We start from the raw sequence: 24561 nt of genomic DNA, 5'->3' as shown, positions 1-24561 counted from the left end.
TCCGGAGTCCGGCAGATGCACGTATCCTCGCGGGTATCCACGAACGGCAATGCCGGTCTCAAAGCGTCATGGGACGACGGCGAGCGCGTCTTTTGTCGCGAATGGCGCCGGGGCGCCGATGGCGATGTCAACAGTGTCCTGACCGTAAGGGCGGCGACGGAACATCCGCCGGCCGCGGTCCTCGACCGGCTCGCCCATGAATACGCCTTGCGCGACGAGCTCGATGGGACCTGGGCCGTACGGCCGCTGGAGCTGATTCGCGACGGTGGTCGAACCTTGCTGATATTGGAAGATCCCGGCAGCGAGCCGCTCGAGCAGTTGCTCGGCGCGCCGATGAAGCTGGACCATTTCTTGCGATTGGCTCTCGGCATCACCACCGCCGTCGACCAGCTGCATCGGCAGGGCCTGGTCCACAAGGATTTGAAGCCGGCCAATCTTCTGGTGACCGGGGCAGACGAGGTCAGGATCACCGGATTCGGCCTCGCATCTCGCCTGCCGCGCGAGCGACAGCAGCTCGAACCACCGGAGACCATGGCGGGCACGCTGGCCTACATGGCGCCCGAGCAGACCGGCCGCATGAATCGGTCCGTCGATTCCCGCAGCGATCTGTACGCAATCGGCGTGACGTTCTACCGGATGCTGACGGGCGCACTGCCGTTCACCGCGGCCAGTCCGATGGAATGGGTGCACAGCCACATCGCGAGACGTGCCGTTCCGCCCGCCGAACGAGTCAATGGCGTGCCTTATGCCGTGTCGGCGATCATCATGAAGCTCCTCGCCAAGACGGCCGAGGACCGCTACCAGACCGCAGCCGGTCTCAAGAGCGACCTGGAACGGTCACTCGCCGAATGGGAAGCGCAGGGACGAATCGATGATTTCGTCCTGGCCCAAACCGATACACCGAACCGCCTGCTGATTCCCGAACGGCTCTACGGCAGGGAGCACGAGATCGAGGCGTTGCTCACCTCGTTCGATCGCGTCACCCGGAGCGGCACGCCCGAGTTGATCCTGGTGTCCGGCCCCTCCGGTATCGGCAAGTCCGCTTTCGTCGACGAAATGCACAAGGCCTTGGTCCCGTTGGGAGGGTTCTTCGCCTCCGGCAAGTTCGATCAGCACAAGCGCGATATGCCTTACGCGACGCTCGCGCATGCGCTCCAAGGCCTTATCCGAGGCCTCCTCGCCAAGAGCGATGCCGATCTGGCACCCTGGCGTAACGCACTGCACGAAGCGCTGGGCCAGCTCGGTCAGCTGATGGTGGATCTCGTACCGGAGCTGCGGCTGGTGATCGGGGATCAACCGCCTGTCCCGGAGGCTCCCCCGCAAGACGCACAGCGACGCTTCCAACTCGTCGTTCGACGCTTCATTGGCATCTTCGCCAAACCTCACCATCCGCTCGTGCTTTTCTTCGACGACCTGCAGTGGCTCGACGTGGCCACACTTGATCTGATCGCGTTTCTTCTGAACAGATCCGACCTGCAAAATCTGCTTCTCATCGCCGCCTTTCGACGCAAGGATGTCGACGTCAAACATCCGCTGGCACAACGGCTCGTCGAAATTCGCGCCTCCCGTAAACGGGTGCGGGAAATCGACCTGGCACCCCTCACCCGCGCTGCCGTCGAGGAACTCACCGCGGATGCACTTCACTGCGAGCCGGCATACGCCATGCCCCTGGCGCAGCTGATATACGAGAAGACGAACGGGAATCCGTTCTTTCTCACGCAGTTTCTGCGGGCACTGGCCGAAGAAAACCTACTGACCTTCGATCATGACAAGCGACAGTGGCGCTGGGATCTCGAACGCATCAAGGAAAAAAGCTACGCCGAAAACGTCGCGCGCCTCATGGTCGGCAAGCTGAGCGGTTTGCGCGACGAGACACGTCGGGCCCTGCTGGAGCTGGCCTGCCTGGGCAACAGCGCCGAGATCGCAACGCTCTGCCTCGTGCACGGAGCATCGGAGCAGACGCTGCACGCGGATCTGCGAGACGCGACGCGTCTCGAACTGGTCCGACGCCTCAAGAGCTCTTACGCGTTCGTCCACGATCGCGTGCAAGAGGCCGCTTATGCGCTTCAACCGGACCAGGACAGGCGAACGGCCCTGCACCTTCGGATCGGTCTGGTCCTGGCAGCGCAGCTGACGCCCGACGAAACCAACGAGCGCGTCTATATCGTTGCCAACCAGCTGAACCGCGGCATCGCCGCTCTGACCAACGGCGCTGAACGCGAACAGGTCATTGCCGTCAATCTCGCCGCGGGCCGGCGCGCGCGAAATGCAACGGCCTACCACGCGGCGGCAACCTACCTTGAAATCGCCCGCGAACTGCTCGGGGAGGAAGGGCATCCGCGGTGCAGCCGGGACGCCTTCGCGATCGGCCTGCTCCACGCCGAATGCAAATTCCTGCTCGGCGAGCTGAACACGGCGGAAGCGGAATTGACGGTCCTGTCGCAGAGCTGTTCGGACATTCAGGCGAGCGCCGAGGTCGCCAGACTCCAGGCGCAGCTATACACCACCGCGGGACAGCTCGAGCGCGCGGTCGACGTTTGCCTCGCATTTTTGCGCAGAACCGGGATTGACTGGTCTCCTCATCCCAGCCGCAGCGAGGTGGACGAGGATCGGCGACGCCTGCGGAGCTTGACCGAAAAGCTGTCCGACGAGCAGCTTCATGCGCTACCGCCGATGACCGATCCGGATCATCGTGCGACCATGGGCGTCCTGGCCGACCTCCTCACGCCTGCGTTTCTCACCGATCGCAACCTCTCCGACACCATGCTCTTGGAGGCCACTCGACTGACGCTCCAGCACGGGACCAGCCCTGAAGCGTGCTACCCGCTGACCGCCATATTCGGCGTGCTCGCGAGCAATTCAACCGATGCTGAACTTGGATTCCGGCTATCGCAATTTGGCGCAGCCCTTGCTGACAGGCAGCCGCAGACAGGGCTGAGCGGCCGGGCGCTTTTGGTATTCGGCCTTCACGTGACCCCATGGATTCTCCCGATCCGATCGGGACGGCCGTTCATTCGGCGCGCTCTTGCGATCTGCTTGACGACCGGAGATCTGGCATTCGCGGCGTATTCGCATCGCGGACTGATATCGGTGGATCTCTTCTGCGGCGATCCGCTCACGGACGTCTGCTCGCGCGCCGAGCGGTCCCTGGCATTCGCCGAGGGTCTGGGCGTCCGATTGGCTGCGGAGGGCCTCATCAGGCAACGAGATCTGGCGCAGAGCCTTATGGGGCGCGATGGCCGGAATGACTTCGAGAGCCCCGCGGCGCTTCAGCCCTCGGATGCGAGCGAACCGATAAGCGCCTTCTTCTACTACGCGACGCAAATTCAGATCGAAGTCATTGCCGGACGTGACGATGTCGCGATTGCCCTCGCCGCACGCGCAGAAGCGCTCTCATGGTGCGTCCGCTCTTATTCGGATTTCACCGAATACCGGTTCTACACGGCACTCGCTCATGCCGGGGCTTATCACGCATCACGCCCCGAGGATCGCGAGCGGCGCCTCGGCGACCTCCGGGAACACCACCGCAAGCTGACAGTCTGGTCCAACCGCTGCCCCGCGAATTACGCTGCCCGGCAGAAGCTCGTCGCGGCGGAACTTGCGCGCATCGAAGGCCGCGAACTCGAGGCGGAACAGCTCTACGAGGAATCGATCCGATTGGCGCAAGAATCCGGATTCGCGCAGATCGAGGCGATCGCTGCGGAACGCGCAGCAGGGTTCTACGAGGCGCGCGGCATTCGAACGGTTGTCTTGTCCTACCTGACAAAAGCGCGCGATTGCTACGCGCGCTGGGGCGCCGAGGCGAAGGTGAGCCAGCTCGAGAAACTCCATCCGAACCTGCGGGAGAGAGGATCCGCGCTCAGCGCCGCAGGGACGATCGGAGCACCTGTCGAGCAGCTGGACCTTGCGACGGTTCTCAAGGTGTCGGAGGCTGTTTCAGGCGAGATCGTGCTGGAGAAGCTCACGGAGACCCTGCTTCGTTCGGCCATCGAGCACGCGGGTGCGGAACGTGGCGTGCTGATTTTACCGAGGGGTTCCGAGCTGAGAATTCGGGCGGACGCGGTGACAGGCGGCGGTTTGATCGCTCTCGATCTCGCCGATTCACCGATCTCCGCCGCTGAAGTCCCGATGTCGATCGTCCTTTACACGGCTCGCACCCAGGAAAGCGTCGTGCTCGACGATGCCTCGACGAGCAGCGCGTTCGGCGGCGACGAATACATCCAGAAGAAGCACGTCCGATCAGCCTTGTGCGTGCCGCTCGTCAAGCAAGGCAGGGCGGTGGCATTTCTGTATCTGGAGAACAATCTCGCCTCGCGCGTCTTCACACCCGCCCGGATCGCGATCCTCAAGTTTCTCGCATCCGAGGCTGCGACCTCGCTCGACAATGCCCGTCTGTACCGGGAGCTTCAGGAGCGGGAGTCGCGGATCCGCCGGCTGGTCGAGGCCAACATCATCGGGATCTTCATCTTCGATCACACCCCCGACATCCTCGATGCCAACGACGCGTTCCTGAAGACCATGGGATATGATCGCGAGGATCTCGCCGCGGGCCGGTTGCGCTGGGCAGATCTGACGCCGCCCGAATGGCAGGAGCGCACCGACCGCGCCCGGGCCGAATTGAAGGCGACGCGGGTTGTCCACCCGTTCGAAAAGGCGTTCTTCCGCAAGGACGGCAGCCGGGTGCCGGTGCTGACCGGCGGAGCCTTGTTCGACGACGAGCAGGAGCAAGGCGTTGCCTTCGTGCTGGATCTCAGCGAGCGCAAGCGCGCCGAAACCGAGGCACGCGAGAACGAGCAGCGTTACCGCGTGGCTCAGATGGAGCTGGCCCACGCCAACCGCGTGGCGGTGATGGGACAGCTGACGGCGTCGATCGCCCACGAGGTCAATCAGCCGAACACCGCCGTCATCGCCAGCGCGCAAGCGGCCTTGAGCTGGCTCGATCACCAACCACCGGCACTGGAGCAGACGCGCAGGGCGCTGACACGCGCCATCGAGAACGGCATCCGCTCCAGCGAGGTCATTGAGCGAATCCGGGATCTCGTCAAAAAATCACCGCCCAAACGGGATTCCCTGGCGATCAACAGCGTCATCGGCCAAGTCATCGAACTCACGCAGGCTGAAGCAGCGCGGCACGATGTGTCGATCCAGACGATATTCGCCGATCGTCTGCCCAAGGTCATCGGGGATCGCGTCGAGCTGCAGCAGGTCACGCTCAACCTGATCCTGAACGCCATCGAGGCCATGAGCGAGACAACGGGGGGCAAGCGCGAGCTGTTGATCCAGACCGCGAGAGCAGATGCCGAGAGCATACGCGTATCGATCACGGATTCGGGACCGGGCTTGTCTGCGGAGAGCCTCGCGCGGCTGTTCGAACCCTTCTACACGACCAAATCGGGCGGCCTCGGTGTCGGACTGTCGATATGCCGTTCGATCATCGTGGCGCATGGCGGCAGGCTCTGGGCGACCGCAAACGAACCGCGCGGCGCCGTCTTCCAGTTCACTGTTCCGATCGATGACGGCTTTACGGTTGGTTGAATCATCTCGGCTGGCGTCATCACGCCGCAAAATTGGTGGGATGACCTGTAACCAAGGCCGGGCCGCGGACGAAATATAGCCATCGGATCGCGCCGGCGAAGCCAAGCACGGGCCGGAACAGATCCGCCATCGACGGCGTGCTGCAGGGAGAGATCAATTGGGACTGTCCTGGCAACAAGGCCCGCTTTCAACGGGAGCAATCGGCCGCTTTCTCGTCCCCGAGCCGCTGCCCAAGCGACTCCTGTACGTCGAACCGTTACGCCGCCGCATCCGCGTGCGCTTTGGGGGAAGCTGGATCGCCGATAGCGAGCGGGTGCTCCTGCTTTTCGAACCGGGCCGTTATCCCGTCGCCTATTTCCCGGAGGCCGATGTTTCCCCACATGTGCTGGAACCCACCGAGCACATCACTCAACACGCCGATCTTGGGCCGACGTCCTGGTACAGCGTTCGGGTCGACGAGCAACACATCGCGGCGCGCGGAGCATGGCGGCACACCGACCTGCCCGCCCATGCAGGCGATTTGCAGGGTCTGATCGCTTTTGCCTGGCGGGCCATGGATGCCTTCTACGAGGAAGACGAACGCATCGTGGGCCATGCCGCCGATCCCTATCACCGCATCGACATCCGCCAGACCTCTCGTAACCTGGTGGTCAACCACCAGGGCCAGGTCATAGCCGATACAAGGCGGCCGCTGGTCCTTTATGAGTCCGGCTTTGCACCGCGTTGGTATGTTCCTCGTGCCGACATCGATGAGTCTGCCCTCACTCCGGTCAAGCTCCAGACCTTCTGCCCGTACAAGGGCCTCTGCAGCTATTACTCCATCGGAGACGCGCGCCAGGCGGCATGGTCGTATCCCGACGCCTATCCCGAAGTCCGGCGCATCTCCAGTTTTGTATCGTTCGAGCCGGACATCGTGACGGTCCATCTCGATGGCACGCAGCTGCGTCTCGAACCCGGCCAATTAGTGGTTCCACACGGCCCCGATCGTAATCTTGACATCGCCGAGGTGGTCGCCGAGCCAACGCCTGGTGGCCAGCCCGCTGAAGCTGCAACCAGTCCCCTCCATCGACGCTCGTGAGACGAACGAGCATATCTTCGAGATCGCGCAGCATTCAGCCTTTCGCGTCCACGACTATTGTGGCCCTCAACGGAGCCGCTCATCCCGAGCCTCCGCTACGGGAGCGCCACAATGTCCCATCGTTCGAACCAGACACGCTCGATCCGCTCCACTTTTGCGGGCCTTCTCCTGATCGGCCTGCTGTCGCCCGCACATGCTTCCGACCGGAACAGCTCTCGCGACGTCCTCCCCGATCTGCCGTCGCGGGCCGCCGCGCGTTTCGCCTCGGTCGAGCCGACGTCGCGCCTGCCCTGGCTCGCTCCGGTCGGCCACCGTCAGCCGAGCCGGGCCGACGCGCCTCAATCAGATGCCCTGTCGGCCTGGGAGCGCGAGCAGCAGCAGCGCGATCAGATGCTGGATCGCAAGCTCATCATCTGCCGCGGATGTTGAGCTAGCCCGGCCACCTCACGCGCGCCGGCCTAGGCATTCTCGACACCCGATGCCGCCTCGGCGCTCTTCGCCAGCTCCAGCTCGTCAATCGTCGCAGGCGACTGCGCAGCCTTTCGCCATTGCGCGGGAGTGATGCCCATGTGGCTCTTGAAAGCCCGCTGGAATGCCGCCTCGGACAGATATCCGACCGCTTCAGCCACCGCTCCGGTCGAGAGCGAGGATTTCCTCAGTTCGTTCGTTGCCAGCGTCATGCGGATGTCGGTCAGCAGCTCGCTCGGCGAACGTCCGACCTTCTCCTGGAATTGACGGGCGAGTGTCGCACGCGACATGTTGGCGAGCTGCGCGAGCTCGGGCAGCGTCCATGCGCGCGCGGGCGCATTGAACATGGCCGCGACGACCGGCGCGAGGCGCGGGTGACCTGCGAGCGCAAGCAGCCCGCGTGGCGCGTCCCCGGTCTCGCTGGCGAGGCGCAGTACGAGCGCGAACATCGCCGTCGACAACGCGTTCAGCATCGCGCGGCCACCCAGCTGATCGTCTGCGGTCTCGCCGCGCATCAAGGCAACGAGGCCTGCGAGCTGCCCCGCCGTATCCCGCTCTCCGGCCTGCGCGCCGGCCCTCACGATCAGCACCGGCGGCAGATAGTTGCGCAGCAGCCGGTCGTGCGGCGGGGCGATCGAAAAATGTCCGCACAGCAGATCGAGCCGCGCGTCCGAGCCGGGATTCTCGCTGATCGTGAAGTTGAGTGAGGCGCGGTTGCGGGCCTTCAGCGGCGCAGCTCCGCTGCCGTCGTGCATCACGTGCCGGGGGTTGCGCGGCAGCAGCAGAATGTCGCCGGCCTCCAGTAGCAACGGCCGGCCTCCCGCCGGATCGTCCAGCACCGCCGAGCCTGCGAGCACCGCATGGTACGGGATCTCGTTGACCTCGCCCGGCCCCTGCTCGATCCGCCAGGGCGCGCCGTAGGAGCAGCGCAGGTCCAGACGGCCGCGCACCGGCATCATCTCGAACAGCCGGCTCAGCCAATCCATCGTATTCCTCTCTCGGTATGTCATTTGAGACGATTGAGCATATATACAAGCATATCAAGCATTCAACATCTCATGCCACGACCCTACTGTCACTCCGCAATCGTTCACCACCCCAACACGGAGTGCCATCATGTCCCGACTTTCCGTCCCGAACCTCGAAACTGACGCCGGCCCCTCCGGCCAGGTCTATGCCCAGATCAAGAAGGCGATCGGCAGCGTGCCGAACACCTTTGCGGCCATCGCCGCCCATGGCCCCGCTGCGCTCAAGGCCGTGCTCGCTGCCGACACTGTGCTCGCCTCCGGCGGACTGACCAAGTCCGACAAGGAGATCATCAAGCTCGTCATCAGCGAAGCCGCCGGCTGTGACTATTGTGTCGCCGCCCACAGCCATCTCGCAAAGCTCGTCGGCCTGGCGCCGGAGATTGTGAAGCAGATCCGCGATGGCCGGCCCACCGGTGATGCCCAGCGCGATGCGCTGGTCGCTTTCGTCGACAAGCTTGCGCGCACCAGCGGCACCGTCAGCCACAAGGATTTCGTCGCGATTAAGGCCGCCGGCTACAGCGACGCGCAGCTCGTCGACATCAGCCTCGCCTTTGCCACCACCGTGTTCACCAACGTCTTCAACCGCATCAACGATACCGAGATCGACTTCCCGGCGGTCGCCTAACGCGACGGCCGCCACGTCGCTCATCTCACATCAGGGATCACGACCATGACCACGCTTGCCAACACCCACACCGCCCAAAATCCTCTCGTCCGCGCCCTGCAGGGATCCGGCCTGCTCGCGGAAGATCTCGACTACCATGTCGTCCGCGCCTCGATGGTGATCATGTTCTTCTTCTTCGGTTACCAGAAGTGGTTTCCGTACGAGTTCGAACGGTTGGTCCCGTTCATCAGCAACGGCCCGTTGATCTGGTGGCTCTATCCCGTGTTCGGCCATGCCGGCGCCAGCTATTTCCTCGGCGTTTCTGAATGGACCTTCGGCGCGCTGCTGCTCTCGGGCTTCTGGAGCCACCGGCTTGGTGTGCTCGGCGCCCTCGGCTCGACCGGCACCTTCATCGCGACCGTCACCATCATTCCCTTCATGCCGGAGGGCTGGGACGTCGCCGCGGGAGGCTTCCCCGCGATGACGGGCAACGTGCCCTTCCTGATGAAGGACGTCGTGCTGCTCGCGGTCTCCTTCTATCTGCTAAGGCAGGATCTGGTTCGCCTGACGCGGTAACAGGTGGCATTCTGCCCAGCGACGCGTCGCCGGCGAGCTTTCCCGCTCGCCGGCGATTGCACGTCGCGACGATCACGGCAGTGTGCCCGCAAGCAGCCGTTTTCGCAGAGCATCAATGAACGCTCTTACCCGGACGGGCATTTGCGCGCGAGTCAGGAAAACCGCCCATATCCCAAGCTCAACCGGCGCGGCATCCGCCAGAACGATGCGCTTCAACTCTCCGCGTTCAATCTGCTCGTAAACATCCCAATAGGTCATCATGGCGACCCCCACGCCCGCAAGACAAGCCGCTCGAACAGCGTCGACTGTGCTGGCCGACAGCGGGCCGGCGATCCGGATCTGCTCCAATTCGCCTCCACGTACGAACGGCCAGGTCTCCATCGCATGAAGCTTGATGCAGGGGTGGCTCACCAGATCGCCCAGCGTTGCCGGCTCGCCGAAGCGAGCGATATAGGCTGGCGATGCGCAGAGGATGTAGGGATTGTCGGCGAGTCTTGTCGCGATCATGTCGGAAGGCTTCATCGGCGCCACGCGGATCGCAACGTCGAGACCCACCGAAGCGATGTCGACGCGATCGTCGCTCAGGACAAGATTGACCCGAAGCGCCGGGTTGTCCGCGATCAGCTTGGCCACGACGGGTACGATGACCGCATGGCCGATGACGTTCGGCGCGGTGACCTTGAGCACACCTGAGAGCCCCGAGCCGGCGGACGACACGGACTCGAATGCTGAATCGCGGGCGGCTATCAGGGCGGCGGCGTGAGGCAAAAAGGCCTCGCCCTCAGGGGTGAGCGATAGCGAGCGCGTCGTCCGATGAAACAGGCGTGCGCCCAGCTCGGCTTCGAGCGCTGCGAGCCTTCGACTGACCAACATTGGCGTCGTGCCCATCTCTCGCGCCGCAGCGGACAGGCTGCCGGCGGTCACGATGCTGCGAAACAGGGCCACATCCGCGAAATCCATTTTATAACGATAATCGATAAAGTGCTTAGCTTCCAGCCGGGCTTCTGTCGGCTCACGGCGAGATTTAAATCGATCTCCAGCAAGGGAGGCCACTCCCGAAGGTAAAGGCTCTGGAGATTCAAAAATGATGGACAGCGAAGCGAAGGCGCTTTTCACGCCGATCGATATAAACGGCCGTACCGCGAAGAACCGTCTTGCTGTTGCGCCAATGACGCGCATCACGGCGACCCAGGACGGCCGGGCCACCGAAACCATGACGCGATACTACGAGCGGTTCGCGCGAGGCGGGTTTGGAACGATCATCACCGAAGGCATCTACACAGACCAGGCGTTCTCGCAGGGCTACGTCCATCAGCCCGGCATGACCGACGAAGTGCAGGCCATGGCCTGGAAGCCGGTCGTCAACGGCATCAAGTCGCACGGAGCGGTGGCCATTGCCCAGATGATGCATGCGGGAGCGATCAGTCAAGGCAATCGCTTTCGCGACAGCACGGTGGGCCCGTCTGCCATTCAGCCAAAGGGCGAGCAGATGACATTCTATCACGGAAAGGACCGCTACGTACTGCCGGCAGCCATCACGGAAGAGCAGATCGCCGACGCCATCGCCGGCTTCGCGGGCTCGGCTGCGCGAGCGATCCAGGTCGCCGGGTTCGACGCCATCGAGATTCACGGCGCCAACGGCTACTTGCTCGACCAGTTCCTGACCGACTACGCCAACAGCAGAACCGATCGCTGGGGCGGCGCCACGGAGAACCGCGTGCGGCTAATCGTGGAAACCTTCAAGGCGGTGCGCGCGAAGGTCGGGAGCGCGGTGCCGGTCGGCGTCCGTATCTCGCAAGGCAAGGTGAACGACTATCATCACAAATGGGCGGGTGCGGAGCGTGACGCCGAAATCATCTTCGGCAGCCTCGGCGATGCCGGCGCCGACTTCGTCCATGTGACCGAGTTTGAGGCGTGGAAGCCTGCTTTCGCCGAGGACGGCCCGTCATTGATGCGCCTCGCCAAGCGCTACGCCCCCAAAGCGACGATTTTCGCCAATGGCAGCCTGCACAACATCGAGCAGGCGGTGGCTGCGCTCGACGATGGCGCCGATGTCGTCACGATAGGCCGCGGGGCCTTGGCGAACCCCGACCTGCCCAAGCGTCTGTTGGACCGCAGCTCTCTGGATGAATTTGACCCTGCGATCCTCGGCCCCATCGCCGACATCAAGGACACCGAACTGATGATGTGAGCGCGTCCCGCGACGTCGATGCCGAGGGCCGACGCTCTGAAGATCGTGCACGCATCGAAAGGAACGATCATGACGGACGCGATCTCCGATGCCTCGGTGGCGTTGTCGCTCATGCTGGAAGCATTGCGCATGCTCGATGGGCCCGAGCATTCGAAGGCTGCGGCCCACCTTCGAGCGGCCATCGAGCAGCTATCGCCTCACACCGCGCAACACTTGCTTCCACCTCTCGGTAAGGCTCCGAGCAGGTCCTAAGTCGTCGTCGGGGGTGTGACCGCAACGATCTCATCATCGCTTCGGCACCGCTCATCTCACCGCACGACCCGTGAAGACGGCAAGGCCGTGATGGTCGAGACCACCGGTGATTTCATAAAAAGACTTCTGATACAGTTCTTATGAATTTTCAAATTCATTCTGGATGACGACTCGCTATCGAAAATATGACTTGCACCAAGTATCTGAAATTACGCGGCTATATTATTTTCTTCGATCACGACAAAGCGAACCAATCCCACGCGTTCTTTGATGTGTTTTTATAAAAACGCATTTTATATAGAGACGCACAATAGTCGGATGCAACCGAAAGGATCAATGGCATGGCCAAGTTCGCCTTCTTCGTCGAGTTGAAAGCCAATCGGGGCAAGGAAGCGGAAGTCGAAGCTTTCCTGAAGCAGGGCGCCGCGATGGCGAAGGCAGAGGCCGGAATAGCGGCGTGGTACGGGCTCAAGGAAGAGGAGCCGGGACGCTACGGAATCATCGACACGTTCAATGACGAAGTTGGACGAGACGCGCATTTGAACGGCGAACTTGCAAAGGCGCTGTTCGCGAAGGCAGGCGAGCTGTTTTCCGAAGCTCCCAAGGTGCACCGGCTTCACGTCATCGCCCAGAAATAGAGCGTCTTACCGAGGCTCTTCGTTGCAAGGCAGATGATGAGCTTGGGCGACGCGACTTAACGAACACTTCAGCGAAGCGACCTCCCCCTAATTCTCCTGAAAAAGGACTCACGATGAACCAGGAATCGCCCAAGCCCACTGTCGTCCTTGTGCACGGGGCCTTCGAAGACGCGTCGATCTGGAATGGAGTGATTGAGAGGCTGCAGCGCGACGGCTACCCGGTCGTCGCCTTCGGCAATCCGCTGCTGGGCCCGGCAATCGACACCGCGTACCTGCGCAGCCTGTTGGACAAGATCCAGGGGCCCGTGATCCTGGCGGCCCACTCCTATGGCGGGGCCGTCATCACGCAGGCCGGGGACGACCCCAAGGTCAAGGGCCTTGTCTACGCGGCCTCCATCATGCCCGCGGTCGGAGAGGCCGCAACCCATTTGCTCGAACGGTACCCCGGCAGCACATTCCCCACGTCCGTCGAGCCGACCACTTACACCCTGCCCGACGGTACCAGCGGCACGTATCTCCTCTACCAGCCCGACAAGTTTCACAGCAACGTTGCCGCCGACGTGCCCGCGAGCGTGGCCGCCCTGATGCTCGCCGGCCAACGCCCCATGAACCTGGCGGCCCTAACCGAACCGCTGACATCCGCGGCATGGACGAGCAAGCCGAGCTGGCAAGTCAGGCCGCTGCAGGATCGCGCCATTCCGGTCGATGAATACAAGTTCGAAGCCGATCGCGCCCACTCCACCGTCATCGAGGTGAACGCTTCGCACGCCGTCCCCGTCTCCAACCCTGAAGTCGTGGCCGACGCAATCGAACAGGCCGCCCGCGCAGCAGCGAAGTAACGGCGTCCGCAAAGGGCGGTTGTCTGGCATCATTCAAACAGGAGGCCCATCCGATGACGCAGGACGGTGAGCAAGAAGCAGCGCCGCCCTGGGATGCGGCTCGGGTGAACCTCACATCGAACGAACTGGCCCCCGGCGTTTTCGCGGTCATGCCTGACGACGTGTTCGAGAAAGACCACGTCGCCACCACGGCCGGCTTCGTGATCGGCGAACGCAGCGTACTCGTCGTCGAGTCAATGCTGAATGGCGATCTCGCCTCGCAGCTTATCGGGCTCGTACGGCAAGTGACGTCGAAGCCGATCCGCTTCCTCGTCAACACCAGCTATCATGGCGACCACGCCTACGGGAATTACCTGTTTCCCGACAGCACTGTCGTGATTCAGCATCCGGCGACCAAGCGCTACATGGAAGAAAGCTTCGAGGACGATCGCCGTTTCATGATCAGCCTCATGGGTAAGGGGAAGGGCATCGAACGCGTGCAGGCACGCGCCGCTGACATCACCGTCCCCGACATGATCAGCGTCGATCTGGGCAGCCGCATCGTCGAGGTCCGTCACTTTGGGTTCGCGCAGACGCCAGGCGATTTGGTCATATGGGCGCCAGACGCGAAGGTGCTTTGGGTCGGTAACATGATCCAAGCACCGTCTCCGGCGCTTCCGTGGCTCCTCGAAGGGCGGCACAAGGAGACGATGACGACCCTTGCGCGCGTGCGCGACTTCCTGCCGGAAGACGCAACCATCATTCCAGGCCACGGCCGGCCGATGCGTCCCGCGGACATCGAATTCCCGCTTCGCTATCTTCGCGAGCTCGACAGCGCCGTGCGCACGGCGATCGCAGAAGGTCGATCGATCGAGGCCACGCTCGAGGCGGTCGCCATGGCGCACTACGGCGAGTACAGCCTGTTCGATTGGGCGCACAACTCCGTCAACGTGCCCGCCGCCTTCCGCCACCTGCAAGAGCCGGGTGGCGGAGTGGCCTAGAGGAAGATGCATCGGGGTCGACCGCGAGCCTGGAGCATCTCGTCGCGTTCGCAACCCTATCGATGTAGCTGATGTTACATCGATTTTTCGTTCGCATCGCCGGGAGAACGTCGATGCCGCCGACGTGTGAATGCAGCAGCGATCGAAGCGCTTGCTGTGCGCGTCACCTCATTGCCGGCTCGCAAGGCAACCCCTTTCGCTGATAGACACAGGGTCGGAGGCAGCTTTCGCCATGGAGCAGTTCGACTCGGTCCGAATCTTCCGGACCGCACGTCGGAAAGCGACTGCGGATTGGTCGGTGCAAGGAAGTCTGCCCCCGTTGTGGTCTTCGTCCTTTGGGCGATCAATTTGCGGGAGCGACCCTTGGCGAAAGGGTTACAGGAAGGGGAAATCAAGCAGGAGCTGCAAAATGGCGGGCACCTGCGCAATGTCCTCATCATCACCAAGACGATCGAGGGTATGGCGGAGCACCTGGCCTATGTTCGGCCGAGCTGGCGACGCGAATTCCTGCCGCTGCGAACCTGGGGCGACAAGGAAGATCGTACCTACAAGGATCTGGATCGGCTGCTCGTGCTTCTCCGCGACGACTTCGGCTATCGGGGCTTCATTGGGCTCTACATGGATGGTGATCCCGATCTCGTGCGCTATCGGGCGCTTTCGGAAAGCGAAGAGGCCGACGACAAGCCGTAAAGCTCGGATCCGACGGCACCGCTGGCTCACTGCGTGGCTCGCGGTGACATCAGGACTCTCACCCGCAGAATAAAAATGGCTCGCTTGATGCGAGCCATTTTCTCATCGGGACCGGTAAAGTCCGAACCTGGTTGCGGGATACACCACCACCGACCATGCCGGGACGACGCCCTTCAGCGATGTCGGGCCGCCAGGGTACGTCACGCGTCAGCGAAGGCCGCCGGTGACGTGGAGTGTCTCGCCCGTGACGTAGGACGCTTCGTCCGAAGCGAAGAAAGCCACCGCGGCAGCGATCTCCTCAACCTTGCCGATGCGGCCAAGCGGGGTGGTGGATTCGATCCAGTTGCGCATGTCGCCCTCGTGCAGGCCGGCGGACACGACGCCTTCGGTGGCGATCATGCCCGGATTGACGGCGTTGACGCGGATCTTGCGCGGCGCGAGTTCCTTCGACAGCACGGAGGAGATCGCATCCACCGAGGCTTTGGTCGCAGTGTAAACGGCGGTGTTCGCCGGCGCGATGGTCGATACGCCCGAGCTGATGTTGATGATGCTGCCCCCATTGGGATTGAAGTGCTGCACCGCTTCCCCCGAGATCAACAGAAGCCCGAGCACATTGAGGTCGAAATGCTTGTGGAAATGCTCAGGCGTGATGGCCTCGAGCGGCGCGAACTCGTAGATGCCCGCATTGTTGACGAGGATGTCGATCGCACCGAACGCCTTCACGGTCTCCGCGACGACGCTTTTCACGTTTTTGGCATCGGCCAGGTTGCCGTGCACGGCGACGGCTTTGCCACCCTTGGCGATGATGGCGGCGACCACGCGGTCGGCGGCCTCTTTGCTGGCGCTGTAATTGACGGCAACCGCCGCACCCTCAGCCGCAAGCCGGGCGGAGATTTCGGCGCCAATGCCTTTGGATGCGCCGGTCACGAGCGCAACTTTGCCTTCGAGTCTCTTGGTCATCGCATGTCTTCCGTTGTTCGGCGGGATGCCGATATTCAATAGTTCAATACTAGTGAACTATTGAATGAATTCAAGGGACGTGCTATATTTTGAGCATGGTGCAGTTCGTTCACCCATCGCGGGACGAGATTACACTCGCCGGGGTGCTTGGAGCTCTCGCGGATCCAATGCGGCTGCGCATCGTCAAAAGCCTGGCCGCGCAAAACGATTGCATGTCGTGCACCGAGGCGGCGCCTTGCCCTGACATGGCGAAGTCGACCCTGTCGAACCATTTTCGGATCCTGCGGGAGGCCGGCCTGATCCGGACGTCAAAGCAAGGCGTCCAGCACCGCAACGTTTTGCGCGAAGAGGATATCAACGCGCGGTTTCCAAAGCTGCTGAAAATGATCCTGAGCTTTCCGGACTGAGGGCATTCGCGCACGACAGATTTGTGGAGCGCGCAAGGTATCCACTGATGTTTCCACCGGGCGTATCCCAAAACAAAAATGGCCCGAGCTTCCGTCCCGGCGCGGCGTGTTGCCCGGCGTTCGCGCCATGATCGATCTTCTGGCTACAGCGCTGAAGGCCCAGGTCTAGCGCGCCGTCTCTGCGCCGACCTGCTAGGGCTGCAAGACATGTTGCTCCGCGCGCGTGACGGAGCCTCCAAGCAGGCACCCCACAGGCCGGCTGTCGGCGAAGCCGAGCCGCACCCGGATCTCGGACAACGATCCCATCGCCCGGCCCTGCATGATGGTGATCCGCGCGCTGTTGCGCTCGACCAGGCCGTTCTTGAGCAGTCCGAACGCGAGCGCCGCGGCGGCAATGCCGGTGGCAGCATCTTCCGGGTAGCCTGATGACTGCGGAAACTGTCGCGCCTCGAAGCGCCGTTCGCCCTGATGTTCGATGGCGTAGGGGTAAAGTCCGGTGGACCCGATCCGCCCGCAGCACGCCTCGATCCGCGCCGGGTCCGGCACCAGCTCGTTGAGCTCGCGGACGCCCTTGATCGGGATGAGCGTCTTCACGCGCGACGTGACGGCGTTCTGCACCGGCATATCCAGCAGATCGCGGCGCGACAGCTTGAGCGTCGACAGAACGTCCTCCTCTTCGGCACGCGAGAGATCAACGACCTTGCCGACGGGCTGGCTGATCTCGACGGACGGTTCGCCCGAGTCCACACGATCGACATAACCCGTCACCGATCCGCTGCGCGTCTCGATGCGGACCTGTTCGCCCGGCAAGCGCCCCTTGGTCGCGAGGACCCAGAGCGCGCCGATGGTCGCGTGACCGCACATCTCCATCTCGTGTCGCGGAACCCAGAACCGGAAGGCATAGTCGGCGTCGCCGCTGGGAGCCGGCAGGACGAAGCCCGACTCATGCCCGAAGCGCCGGGCCACCGACTGCATCCCTGCAGCAGTCAGGTTCGATGCATCGATGACAATTGGACAGGGGTTGCCGCCGCGCCCCGTGTGGGTGAACACGTTGACAAGCTCGACCTCGGTCATTGGACAGCTCGCTTCATGGAGTGCGCGACGGCGTCAACGATCGCGTTGGCAACAGTTTGATGGACCATGGTCAGATTCTGATGGCGCTCGAATGCCTCGCTGGGCGGAAGTGACAACCTCTGCATGTCGAATCCAAACCTGGGAAGTCGTAACGCTATTCAAGTTTTAGTGACATGTCCGGCTAGATCATTTCTTACAAGCGTCGAAATATTTGCACCGCGCCGATGTTTCTTATGCTGATGACAGCAACACCAGGATCCCCGATGCCCCCGGCTGCGCTGGTCTCCCTGGCGACGTCGGTGCCTCCCCACGTGTTTTTGCAAGAGGACGTGCTAACGGCGGCATGGGATGTCTTCGGCGCCCGCTTTCCCGAATTCGAACGGTTCTCAAGCATTTTCTCGAATACCGGCATAGTCAAGCGTCACGGCGTCAAGCCGTTCGACTGGTATCTCGAACGACGAGGCTGGCCCGAACGCACCGAGGCCTTTCTCGAGGGAGCTGAAGCGCTATTTGTCGATGTCGCCGAGAAGGCGCTGGCGAGCGCACAACTTGCTGGCGGCGATGTCGACACTGTCGTGACCGTCTCTTCCACGGGAATCGCGACACCAAGTCTCGAGGCGCGCGTTGCTCGCCGGATGGGCTTCCGGTCCGATACGATGCGTGTACCGGTGTTTGGTCTTGGCTGTGCGGGCGGGGTTTCTGGTCTATCGATTGCGTCGCGCCTCGCCCAAGCGCGCCCTGGCACCAACGTGCTGCTGGTCACGATCGAGCTCTGCTCACTCGCACTTCGCCTGGACGAACTTACCAAAGCCAACATCGTCGCCGTCAGCCTGTTTGGCGACGGTGCTGCTGCAATCGTGTTGCGCGCGGGCGATGGCGGTGCGACGCAGATCGAGGCTGCCGGCGAACACCTTTGGCCGGATACGCTTGGCATCATGGGATGGAGTGTCGATCCGGAAGGATTCGGCGTCATCTTTCGCCGCACCATACCTGACTTCGTCACGAGGCATTTCAACTCCGCCGTGACCGAAATTCTCTCCAGAATGCGTCTTTCGGTGGAAGACATTGACCGCTTCATCTGCCATCCCGGCGGCGCGAAAGTTATCTGCGCATTGGAAGGCGCGCTCGCGCTCGACCAAGGAACGCTCTCCCATGAACGACAGATTATCGCCGACTTTGGTAACATGTCGTCACCCACTGTATTGTTCGTGCTTGAGCAGGCTCGCGCGAAAGGGCTGCCGGCGCGCTCACTGTTGACGGCGCTCGGACCCGGCTTCACCGCGAGCTGTGTCACGCTACGGCACACTGCGTGACGTTTGCTGAACTCATTCTCGGCGCCATCACGCTGCAGCGCGTCGGCGAACTCGTCATTTCGCGCGCGAACACTCGAAAGCTCCTGGCCCGCGGCGCCGTCGAGGTGGCACCCCGGCATTATCCGTTGATCATCACGGTTCATGCCGTCTGGCTGTTGTCGCTGTGGGTGTTCGGCCGCGACCAACCGGTGAATGTCGTTGCCCTGGCCGGCTATCTTATCCTTCAGTGCCTTCGCTTCTGGATCATCTGGACGCTCGGCTCACGATGGACGACGCGGATTATTGTTCTGCCCGAACAGCCGCTCGTGTCAGCGGGACCCTATCGATTTCTGTCGCATCCCAACTATGCCGTGGTTGCCGGCGAGATCGCCGTGCTCCCTTTGGTTCTGGGTTTGCCGCTGCTGGCCATCGTCTTCACCATCCTCAACGCCGCGGTTCTCGCGATCCGCATACGGGCCGAAAACCTCGCCCTCGCCGCATCCCGTGAGACATTATGCGTGGCGCATAATGACTGAACGGGTTACCGAGCCGAGTGCAGCTACGTGGCTTGGCTTCGTCCTGATGTGCCTCGGCATGTTCATGGCGATCCTCGACATTCAGGTCGTCGCCACTTCGCTACCCACGATCCAGAGTACACTCGCCATATCGCGAGAGGCGATGAGCTGGATTCAAACCGCGTATCTGATCGCCGAGATCATCGCCATTCCACTGACCGGGTGGCTTACGCGCGTTCTGACGCTGCGATGGCTGTTCGTTATTGCGATCAGCCTCTTTACCCTTGCCTCCATCGGCTGCGCATTCAGCAGCAGTTTTACGACGCTTGTCAGCTTCCGCGTGCTTCAGGGTTTCGCTGGCGGCGTGCTGATTCCGGCGGTTTTTTCCGCTGTCTTTCTGCTGTTTCCGATCCGTTTGCATCCCGTTGCCACCACCATGGCCGGCATCATGGCCGTGCTGGCGCCCACGGTCGGGCCGGTGGTCGGTGGCTGGATCACCGACACCTGGTCCTGGCATTGGCTGTTTCTGATCAATGTCGCTCCTGGGGTGGTCGCCGCACTCGCCACGCCAATGCTGCTGCCGCGCGAACGACCCCGGCTTTCTGATCTGGCTACACTCGACGTGCCGTCTCTCGGACTTCTTGCGGTTTCGCTTGCATGCCTGGAGATCGGTCTGAAGGAAGGCCCGCAACGCGGGTGGCTTTCTCCATTCTGCTCCATCCTGATCGTCTTGAGTGCTGCCGCGGCAACCGTCTTCGCCATCCGAACACTCAGGGCCGCGCATCCGGTGGTCGAACTGTCAACCTTTAGATCGCGCTCGTTTGCAATCGGTTGCGCATTGAGCTTCTTCCTCGGAGTTGGATTGTTCGGCTCGGTCTATCTCATGCCGGTCTTCCTCGCCTATGTTCGACATCATGACGCATTTGAAATCGGCACGATCATGCTCGTCACCGGCGTTGCGCAGCTTGCCACCGCGCCGATTGCGGGCCTGCTGGAAAGCAGGTTTGATCCCCGCTGGTTGTCGGCGGCGGGGTTTGGTCTGTTCGCGATCGGGCTGGGTTGCAGTGCATTCGAGAGCCGTGTCGCCGACTTTCAAGAAATGTTCTGGCCGCAAGTCTTGCGCGGCGTTGCGATCATGTTTTGCCTGCTGCCTCCGACCCGGCTGGCGTTGGGTTCGCTGACCGCATCACGGGTACCCGACGCAAGCGGCCTGTTCAACCTGATGCGAAACCTTGGGGGCGCAATCGGCATCGCGCTGATCGATACGATCCTTTACGGGCGCACCGGCGGGCACGCCGACGCTTTGCGCGAGCGCCTGATTGCGGGCGATGTGACTGCGGCTCAGGCGATCGGGCTTGACGTCACGCTGTTTACCCACCGCCCTCCGCAGGTCTCCGATGCCACGGTTGAAGCCTATCTGCGTCCCATGGTCGAAAAGGCCGCGTTCGCGCTCAGCGCCAACGAAGCCTGGGCCCTCCTCGCTTGCGTGGCGCTGCTCGGACTGTTGCTCATTCCGTTCGCGGCCGGTCCCCTGGAAGGCACTGATGAGAATTCTGGTGATGGCGCACTCAATTGAGTGGTGAATAGAGATCGCAATTGCCGCGACGCCCGGCCCAACCGGCGAAGTTCGGCGTGGTTCGCTTACCTATCTGAGGAAGGCCGCACTGACCGAGGGACTCGTCGTGACCTGAGACGGTAGGCGCCCGCCCCACCAAAACAAAAATGGCCCGCGTGATGCGGGCCATTTTCGTATCGGAACCGGTAAAAGTCCGAACTTGGTTGCGGGGATAGGATTTGAACCTATGACCTTCAGGTTATGAGCCTGACGAGCTACCGGGCTGCTCCACCCCGCGTTAAACCTTTGCGCGCCTTCGCCGAAATGCCGGGGACGATGAATGAGGGCCGGCGCTATTCGCGTGGCTTGCTCTCGCGTCCCAAAGGCTTCCTTGGAAGGCAACCCCGGGGCAAAGCCCCTCGGGTGCGAGGCGTATGTACCAACCCGGGCTGCCTTTGGAAAGGGCCGCGGGGACGTTTTTTTCGACTTTATGACAGTGAGTTGGGCCGATTTCCGGCCCGTTTGGTGCGCTCTTGCCAGAAGTTCCACAAAGGGCCAGCTTGCGGGCAACAAAACCGGGGGCAAACGTCGTTTTCAGGGGAGACCACCCATGGACCATACCTTGGACCGCCCCTTGGCGAGCGCGCCACTCCCGGCGCTGAAGGATGCCTTCGAGGCCATGGTCGCGCGGGCGCGGGCCGAGCCGGCGCCCGACCTGGCCGAGCGGCTCGACCGGCTGGCGCGGCTGCGCACCGTGGTCGCCGACAACGAGGAGCGATTCCGGCAGGCAATCTCGGCCGATTTCGGCCACCGCTCGGCCGTCGAGACCACTATTGCCGAGACGATGCTGGTGTTCTCCGAGATCCGGCATGCGACCAAGCACCTGAAGAGCTGGATGGCGCCGCAGCGAGTGGCCACCGCGCTGCAATTCCTGCCCGCGCGCAACCGGCTGATCCCGCAGCCGCTCGGCGTCGTCGGCATCATCGCGCCCTGGAATTATCCGCTCCAGCTCACGCTTGCGCCCGCGATCGGCGCGATCGCCGCCGGCAACCGTGTCATGATCAAGCCGAGCGAACTCTCGCCGCACTTCTCAGTGCTGCTGAAGGAGTCGGTGGCCGCGAAATTCGATGCCACCGAGCTACTGGTGACAGGCGTCGAGGACGAAATCGCAAAAGCCTTCGCACACCTCCCCTTCGATCATCTGGTGTTCACCGGCTCGACCCGGGTCGGCCGGCTGGTCGCGGAGGCCGCCGGGCGCAATCTCACGCCCGTAACGCTCGAGCTTGGCGGCAAGTCGCCGGCGATCATCGACGCCTCCGCCGATCTCGAGGAGGCGGCCGAGCGCATTGCCTACGGAAAGCTGCTCAATGCCGGGCAGACCTGCATCGCGCCGGACTATGTGCTGGTGCCCGAGCGCTCGTTGCAGGCCTTCGCCGAAAAAGTGCGCGCGCAGATGCGGCGCATGTTCGGCACCGATCCCGCCAACAAGGACTACACCTCCGTCATCTCCGACCGGCATTATGCGCGGCTTGAAGGACTCGTGGCAGATGCTGCGCAGCGCGGCGCAAAAATCCTGCAACCGGCGAAAGCGGACGATCCGAACTGGAAAGCACACCGCAAGTTCCCGCCGACGCTGATCGTCGGCGCGACCGAGGCGATGGCGGTGATGCAGGAAGAGATTTTCGGCCCCGTTCTGCCGGTGCTGGGCTATCGCGATCCGGCGGAGGCGATCGCTTTCGTCAACGCCCGCGACCGGCCGCTCGCGCTCTACTGGTTCGGCAAGGATCGCGCCGCCCGCGACGAGGTGCTGTCGCGCACGATCTCCGGCGGCGTCACCGTCAACGACTGCCTGTTCCACTTCGCGCAAGCCAACCAGCCGATGGGCGGCGTCGGCGCGTCCGGCACCGGCGCCTATCACGGCGAATGGGGTTTTCGCACGTTCAGCAAACTGAAGCCGGTGTTTTATCGCTCCAAGTTCAACCGCCTCGCCGATCTCTATCCGCCCTACGGCGGCAAGATCGCGCGGCTGGAGAAGTTGATGCGGTTCATGTCGTAGCTTTCAGTCATTGCGAGCGAAGCGAAGCAATCCAGAATCCCGCCGCGGGGACAGTCTGGATTGCTTCGCTTCGCTCGCAATGACGAGAAGAAAATGCAGAGGGGGGAACATCAGTGACTGACACATTCGACTTCGTCGTCGTGGGCGCGGGCTCCGGCGGCTGCGCGGTGGCGGGGCGGCTGTCGGAGGATGCGGCGACATCCGTGGCGCTGCTCGATGCCGGCGGACGGAACGACAATTGGCGGATCACCACGCCATTCGGGCTCGCTTTGCCATACAGCGCGGCCAACTGGGCCTTCGATACCGTGCCGCAGAAGGGATTGAACGGCCGCATCGGCTATCAACCGCGCGGCAAAGGCCTCGGCGGCTCCTCGGCGATCAACGCCATGGTCTACATCCGCGGCCACAAATCGGACTACGACCACTGGGCCTCGCTCGGCAATGCCGGCTGGTCGTACGCCCACGTGCTGCCCTATTTCAAGTGCTCGGAGAACAATTCCGATTTCGACGGCGAGTATCACGGCAAGGACGGCCCGCTGCATGTCAACAGACTGCGCTCGGACAATCCGATCCATGACGTCTTCCACCAGGCCGCGCGCGAGGCGCAGTTCCGCATCCGCGAGGACTTCAACGCCGAGGACCATGAAGGGCTCGGCAGCTACCAGGTGACGCAGCACAAGGGCGAGCGCTGGAGCGCGGCGCGCGCCTATGTGCAGCCCTACATGGACAAGCGCGCGAATCTGCGCGTCGAGACCGGGGCGCAGGCCACGAAGATCCTGTTCGAAGGCGGGCGCGCGGTCGGCATCGAATATGTGCAGGGCAAGCAGACCAAGCAGCTGCGCGCCCGCCGCGAGGTGATCCTCGCCGGCGGCGCCTTCCAGTCGCCGCAGCTATTGATGCTGTCGGGTGTCGGCGATGGCGATGCGCTTGCCGCGCACGGCATTGGCGCCGAACATCATTTGCCGGGCGTCGGGCGCAATCTGCAGGACCATCCGGATTTCGTGTTCGTCTACGCCTCCGACTATCCGCATTTCGTTCATTCATCGCTCGGCCGGTTGCCATCCCTGCTCCGCGCCATCCAGCGGTATCGCCGGGAGCGACGCGGCCTGATGACCACCAATTTCGCCGAGTGTGGCGGCTTCCTGAAGACCAGGCCCGACCTCGCCGTGCCAGACATCCAGCTGCACTTCGTCATCGCGATGCTCGACGACCACGGCCGCAAGAAGCACAAGGAAGCGGGCTTCTCGTGCCATGTCTGCCTGCTCAGACCGAAGAGCCGCGGCAGCGTATGGCTGAAAAGCGCCGATCCGCTCGCTGCACCCATGATCGATCCGAACTTTCTGGGCGAGGCGGAAGATCTCGAGTCGATGGTCGCGGGCTTCAAGACCACGCGGCGGCTGATGGAGACGCCCGCGCTGCGCGCGTTGCAGAAGAAGGACATGTTCACGTCCGATGTGAGAACGGACGACGACATCCGCGCCATCCTGCGCAATCGCGTCGACACCGTCTATCACCCCGTCGGCACCTGCAAGATGGGCACCGATGCGATGTCGGTGGTCGATCCGAAGCTGAAGGTGCATGGCATCGAGGGCTTGCGCGTCGTCGACGCCTCGATCATGCCGACCTTGATCGGTGGCAACACCAACGCGCCGACCATCATGATCGGGGAGAAGGCGGCGGATATGATCAGGGCGGAGGTGCGTGCGAGTTAGCGCAACGCCGCCACCCAATTCTCCGCCGTCGTCCCCGCGACCGAGGGGATCCATAATCACAGGGAGATGTTGTGGGGCGAGATGGCAACTCCGAGTCTTCGCCAAACATCT

General features: G+C 62.8%; 20 protein-coding genes and 1 tRNA gene. 16 read left to right on the top strand and 5 right to left on the bottom strand.

Annotation, left to right across the window (positions count from 1 at the left end):
- Positions 1 to 15 precede the first annotated feature (15 nt).
- From AB7G19_RS05280 to AB7G19_RS05270, 3 genes are all read left to right on the top strand, one after another.
- Positions 16 to 5535 carry a trifunctional serine/threonine-protein kinase/ATP-binding protein/sensor histidine kinase gene (locus AB7G19_RS05280; RefSeq protein WP_063980873.1) on the top strand — a complete coding sequence of 1840 codons (5520 nt, stop codon included), beginning with the start codon at positions 16 to 18 and terminating at the stop codon, positions 5533 to 5535.
- Positions 5536 to 5692: 157 nt separating this feature from the next.
- The gene (locus tag AB7G19_RS05275; RefSeq protein WP_063980872.1) at positions 5693 to 6613 is read left to right on the top strand and encodes a DUF427 domain-containing protein; all 921 of its coding nucleotides are present in this window, start codon (positions 5693 to 5695) and stop codon (positions 6611 to 6613) included.
- A 111-nt stretch (positions 6614 to 6724) separates the two neighbouring features.
- Entirely contained in the window at positions 6725 to 7042 is a 318-nt protein-coding gene (locus AB7G19_RS05270) for a hypothetical protein (RefSeq protein WP_231143840.1), read from the top strand.
- Between the two features lie 29 nt (positions 7043 to 7071).
- Here AB7G19_RS05270 and AB7G19_RS05265 read toward each other — a convergent pair whose 3' ends face one another.
- Positions 7072 to 8067 (bottom strand): AraC family transcriptional regulator, encoded by a 996-nt coding sequence (locus AB7G19_RS05265; protein ID WP_063980871.1) that lies wholly within the window; start codon positions 8065 to 8067, stop codon positions 7072 to 7074.
- 130 nt (positions 8068 to 8197) lie between these two features.
- Here AB7G19_RS05265 and AB7G19_RS05260 point away from each other — a divergent pair, with 130 nt between their 5' ends.
- A complete protein-coding gene (locus tag AB7G19_RS05260; RefSeq protein ID WP_063980870.1) occupies positions 8198 to 8734 on the top strand; it encodes a carboxymuconolactone decarboxylase family protein in 537 nt (178 codons plus the stop codon).
- A gap of 45 nt (positions 8735 to 8779) precedes the next feature.
- Positions 8780 to 9289 carry a YkgB family protein gene (locus tag AB7G19_RS05255; RefSeq protein ID WP_063980869.1) on the top strand — a complete coding sequence of 170 codons (510 nt, stop codon included), beginning with the start codon at positions 8780 to 8782 and terminating at the stop codon, positions 9287 to 9289.
- Between the two features lie 72 nt (positions 9290 to 9361).
- Here AB7G19_RS05255 and AB7G19_RS05250 read toward each other — a convergent pair whose 3' ends face one another.
- Positions 9362 to 10468 (bottom strand): LysR family transcriptional regulator, encoded by a 1107-nt coding sequence (locus AB7G19_RS05250; RefSeq protein WP_231143839.1) that lies wholly within the window; start codon positions 10466 to 10468, stop codon positions 9362 to 9364.
- Between AB7G19_RS05250 and AB7G19_RS05245 the strand changes: the two genes are divergently transcribed.
- From AB7G19_RS05245 to AB7G19_RS05225, 5 genes are all read left to right on the top strand, one after another.
- Positions 10377 to 11480: an NADH:flavin oxidoreductase gene (locus tag AB7G19_RS05245; RefSeq protein ID WP_425364320.1), complete on the top strand. Its 1104-nt coding sequence runs from the start codon at positions 10377 to 10379 to the stop codon at positions 11478 to 11480. The genes AB7G19_RS05250 and AB7G19_RS05245 overlap by 92 nt on opposite strands.
- Before the next feature lie 593 nt (positions 11481 to 12073).
- Complete coding sequence (locus tag AB7G19_RS05240) at positions 12074 to 12370, top strand: putative quinol monooxygenase (protein WP_063980866.1); 297 nt, start codon at positions 12074 to 12076, stop codon at positions 12368 to 12370.
- A 113-nt stretch (positions 12371 to 12483) separates the two neighbouring features.
- Positions 12484 to 13209, top strand: a complete 726-nt coding sequence (locus AB7G19_RS05235) for an alpha/beta fold hydrolase (protein ID WP_063980865.1) — start codon at positions 12484 to 12486, stop codon at positions 13207 to 13209.
- Between the two features lie 53 nt (positions 13210 to 13262).
- Positions 13263 to 14189 (top strand): MBL fold metallo-hydrolase, encoded by a 927-nt coding sequence (locus tag AB7G19_RS05230; protein WP_231143837.1) that lies wholly within the window; start codon positions 13263 to 13265, stop codon positions 14187 to 14189.
- 321 nt (positions 14190 to 14510) lie between these two features.
- On the top strand, positions 14511 to 14879 hold the full coding sequence (locus tag AB7G19_RS05225) for a hypothetical protein (RefSeq protein WP_063980863.1): 369 nt from the start codon (positions 14511 to 14513) through the stop codon (positions 14877 to 14879).
- Between the two features lie 207 nt (positions 14880 to 15086).
- Here AB7G19_RS05225 and AB7G19_RS05220 read toward each other — a convergent pair whose 3' ends face one another.
- Entirely contained in the window at positions 15087 to 15839 is a 753-nt protein-coding gene (locus tag AB7G19_RS05220; RefSeq protein WP_063986064.1) for an SDR family NAD(P)-dependent oxidoreductase, read from the bottom strand.
- 95 nt (positions 15840 to 15934) lie between these two features.
- Between AB7G19_RS05220 and AB7G19_RS05215 the strand changes: the two genes are divergently transcribed.
- Positions 15935 to 16246 (top strand): ArsR/SmtB family transcription factor, encoded by a 312-nt coding sequence (locus tag AB7G19_RS05215; RefSeq protein WP_028148917.1) that lies wholly within the window; start codon positions 15935 to 15937, stop codon positions 16244 to 16246.
- Between the two features lie 192 nt (positions 16247 to 16438).
- Here the strand turns inward: AB7G19_RS05215 and AB7G19_RS05210 are convergent, their stop codons facing one another.
- The gene (locus AB7G19_RS05210; RefSeq protein ID WP_063980861.1) at positions 16439 to 17320 is read right to left on the bottom strand and encodes a PhzF family phenazine biosynthesis protein; all 882 of its coding nucleotides are present in this window, start codon (positions 17318 to 17320) and stop codon (positions 16439 to 16441) included.
- A 263-nt stretch (positions 17321 to 17583) separates the two neighbouring features.
- Here AB7G19_RS05210 and AB7G19_RS05205 point away from each other — a divergent pair, with 263 nt between their 5' ends.
- The 3 genes from AB7G19_RS05205 to AB7G19_RS05195 are packed head-to-tail and all read left to right on the top strand — an operon-like array spanning position 17584 to position 20703.
- Positions 17584 to 18633, top strand: a complete 1050-nt coding sequence (locus tag AB7G19_RS05205; protein WP_063986063.1) for a type III polyketide synthase — start codon at positions 17584 to 17586, stop codon at positions 18631 to 18633.
- Entirely contained in the window at positions 18630 to 19148 is a 519-nt protein-coding gene (locus AB7G19_RS05200; RefSeq protein WP_063980860.1) for an isoprenylcysteine carboxyl methyltransferase family protein, read from the top strand. Before AB7G19_RS05205 ends, AB7G19_RS05200 begins: the two co-directional genes overlap by 4 nt.
- A complete protein-coding gene (locus AB7G19_RS05195; protein WP_231143836.1) occupies positions 19141 to 20703 on the top strand; it encodes a DHA2 family efflux MFS transporter permease subunit in 1563 nt (520 codons plus the stop codon). Before AB7G19_RS05200 ends, AB7G19_RS05195 begins: the two co-directional genes overlap by 8 nt.
- Before the next feature lie 200 nt (positions 20704 to 20903).
- On the opposite strand, the gene AB7G19_RS05190 is transcribed toward AB7G19_RS05195, so the two are convergent.
- Positions 20904 to 20980, bottom strand: a tRNA-Met gene (locus tag AB7G19_RS05190).
- Between the two features lie 312 nt (positions 20981 to 21292).
- Here AB7G19_RS05190 and AB7G19_RS05185 point away from each other — a divergent pair.
- A complete protein-coding gene (locus tag AB7G19_RS05185; RefSeq protein WP_063980858.1) occupies positions 21293 to 22738 on the top strand; it encodes a coniferyl aldehyde dehydrogenase in 1446 nt (481 codons plus the stop codon).
- 113 nt (positions 22739 to 22851) lie between these two features.
- Positions 22852 to 24450 (top strand): GMC family oxidoreductase, encoded by a 1599-nt coding sequence (locus AB7G19_RS05180; RefSeq protein WP_063980857.1) that lies wholly within the window; start codon positions 22852 to 22854, stop codon positions 24448 to 24450.
- The last annotated feature ends 111 nt before the right edge of the window (positions 24451 to 24561 follow it).

This window comes from Bradyrhizobium sp. 215_C5_N1_1, from assembly GCF_052075935.1.
In the GTDB taxonomy this organism is placed as follows: Bacteria; Pseudomonadota; Alphaproteobacteria; order Rhizobiales; family Xanthobacteraceae; genus Bradyrhizobium; species Bradyrhizobium barranii.
The sequence above is the reverse complement of the archived record's forward strand: the minus strand, read 5'-3'. Positions and strand labels throughout refer to the sequence as shown.

Coding starts and splice junctions, on each gene's coding strand:
- AB7G19_RS05270 (WP_231143840.1), top strand. CDS start 6,725: ATGTCCCATCGTTCGAACCAGACACGCTCGATCCGCTCCACTTTTGCG.
- AB7G19_RS05210 (WP_063980861.1), bottom strand. CDS start 17,320: ATGACCGAGGTCGAGCTTGTCAACGTGTTCACCCACACGGGGCGCGGC.
- AB7G19_RS05205 (WP_063986063.1), top strand. CDS start 17,584: ATGCCCCCGGCTGCGCTGGTCTCCCTGGCGACGTCGGTGCCTCCCCAC.
- AB7G19_RS05260 (WP_063980870.1), top strand. CDS start 8,198: ATGTCCCGACTTTCCGTCCCGAACCTCGAAACTGACGCCGGCCCCTCC.
- AB7G19_RS05240 (WP_063980866.1), top strand. CDS start 12,074: ATGGCCAAGTTCGCCTTCTTCGTCGAGTTGAAAGCCAATCGGGGCAAG.
- AB7G19_RS05215 (WP_028148917.1), top strand. CDS start 15,935: ATGGTGCAGTTCGTTCACCCATCGCGGGACGAGATTACACTCGCCGGG.
- AB7G19_RS05245 (WP_425364320.1), top strand. CDS start 10,377: ATGGACAGCGAAGCGAAGGCGCTTTTCACGCCGATCGATATAAACGGC.
- AB7G19_RS05250 (WP_231143839.1), bottom strand. CDS start 10,468: ATGCGCGTCATTGGCGCAACAGCAAGACGGTTCTTCGCGGTACGGCCG.
- AB7G19_RS05195 (WP_231143836.1), top strand. CDS start 19,141: ATGACTGAACGGGTTACCGAGCCGAGTGCAGCTACGTGGCTTGGCTTC.
- AB7G19_RS05265 (WP_063980871.1), bottom strand. CDS start 8,067: ATGGATTGGCTGAGCCGGCTGTTCGAGATGATGCCGGTGCGCGGCCGT.
- AB7G19_RS05235 (WP_063980865.1), top strand. CDS start 12,484: ATGAACCAGGAATCGCCCAAGCCCACTGTCGTCCTTGTGCACGGGGCC.
- AB7G19_RS05185 (WP_063980858.1), top strand. CDS start 21,293: ATGGACCATACCTTGGACCGCCCCTTGGCGAGCGCGCCACTCCCGGCG.
- AB7G19_RS05255 (WP_063980869.1), top strand. CDS start 8,780: ATGACCACGCTTGCCAACACCCACACCGCCCAAAATCCTCTCGTCCGC.
- AB7G19_RS05280 (WP_063980873.1), top strand. CDS start 16: ATGCACGTATCCTCGCGGGTATCCACGAACGGCAATGCCGGTCTCAAA.
- AB7G19_RS05220 (WP_063986064.1), bottom strand. CDS start 15,839: ATGACCAAGAGACTCGAAGGCAAAGTTGCGCTCGTGACCGGCGCATCC.
- AB7G19_RS05230 (WP_231143837.1), top strand. CDS start 13,263: ATGACGCAGGACGGTGAGCAAGAAGCAGCGCCGCCCTGGGATGCGGCT.